The organism is Pantoea rodasii (assembly GCF_002095465.1).
GTDB lineage: Bacteria > Pseudomonadota > Gammaproteobacteria > Enterobacterales > Enterobacteriaceae > Pantoea > Pantoea rodasii.
This window is the reverse complement of sequence record NZ_MLFP01000057.1, coordinates 1-1,316: the sequence shown is the minus strand read 5'-3', so window position 1 is coordinate 1,316 and position 1,316 is coordinate 1. Positions and strand designations below refer to the sequence as shown.

Annotated in this window: 3 protein-coding genes; all 3 read right to left on the bottom strand. The window is 64.8% G+C overall.

Going from position 1 to position 1,316, the window contains the following annotated elements:
• Positions 1–447, bottom strand: a 447-nt coding sequence (locus HA45_RS23300) for a YoaK family protein (RefSeq protein WP_244563529.1), incomplete at its 3' end; no start/stop codon positions are given.
• A gap of 190 nt (positions 448–637) precedes the next feature.
• Positions 638–874 carry a hypothetical protein gene (locus tag HA45_RS23295; RefSeq protein ID WP_100701426.1) on the bottom strand — a complete coding sequence of 79 codons (237 nt, stop codon included), beginning with the start codon at positions 872–874 and terminating at the stop codon, positions 638–640.
• A gap of 20 nt (positions 875–894) precedes the next feature.
• The coding region (locus tag HA45_RS23290) for a tyrosine-type recombinase/integrase (protein WP_143808516.1) at positions 895–1,316 on the bottom strand (422 nt) is incomplete at its 5' end.

Sequence of the window (1,316 nt, the reverse complement as noted above, 5' to 3'; positions counted from 1 at the left end):
CAGCGCCATACCGGCATCGGTCAGGGTCCCGGTCACGTGCGTTGACCTGACCCGCCCGCCGGAAAGCTGCGTGGAGGTGGCGTTATGCAAGCCCATCAGCAGCGCGAGCGTGACCAGCACCTCGCCGTTGTTGCGGATGCTGTACCAGCGGATTTCAACCAGCGAGGTCGCCAGCAGCAGCACGCCCTCACACAGCAGCACCAGGCAGAATACCGTGCGCACGTTACGCCGCAGGCCAAAGGCTACGGCGAGGCGCGCCAGCGTGGCGCCCGTCACGAAGGCCAGGATCAGCACCGCCAGAAAAAGCAGGCCGTGCAGGTCATAACTTCCCGCCTCCGCGGACAACTGGGAGGTGTTACCCGTCATGTGGGAGGGGAAGAAGCCAAACGCGCCGAAGGCCATGGCGTTGAGGACGCCTGCCGTGGTGGCAAGCGTAAGGGCGAGCAGGCGATCCTCACCGTGGGTACGGTGTTTTTTCTCCTGAGGAGCATACGGTCAAATCCTGATGATAAACGGAGCTTTATTATGAGTAATCATGCGCCGTTAGCAATCAGACCCTTACGCCGGCCACCGCCTTTTTTCCGCCGGGCGCACGTTCCGCATACCGGCCGTCCCGCCTTCGTTTTGACTTGACGGCCTAGACGACGGGCAGGAGCTCGGCCAGCATCCATACGCTGGCCAGCCCCGTCACCAGCGTCGTGAGCAGCAGCGGCAGCGGCGACCGCTCAGGCGGCAGAAACTGAACCTGCAGACGGGGCAACGCCAGGCGGGACCGCCGCCGGCACCACCGCCGGATCTTTGCACCCAGACTGATCCAGAGATAAAGGTTCACCGCCGCGAGCCCGGCCATCAGCAGCAGGTCCGTCAGCGTCACAAAATTCCGCCAGTCCGCTATCACAGGCGCCCCCCGGGCAGCAGCAGTGAGCGTGCCTCAGCCGGATCCATCGAAAACCGCACGCCGAGCTGGCGGGTCACGTCCAGCGCAAACACGCGCGTATACCACTCGGTGGACTTCGCGTCCTTGTGCCCCATCAGCGTCTGGATCACCTTCTGCGGCACCTGGTGCTGCACCAGGTGCATCGCAAACGAGTCCCGGAACGTTTTGGGCGTCACCGGCCGGATGGAGAAGGTGACGCCGTCACGCTCGGCGGCCGCGACCGCCTGTGAGATCCAGCTGCGCGCGGTATCCTCGCTCCTGATATCCCACAGCCGGGTGCCCGCTGGCAGGCTCACCGTCGCAAACCATTCTCTTAACCGCTGCACGAACCCCGGATCGGTGAGCGGCACCGCGCGCGGCGGGTTGTCCCGGATCTCCG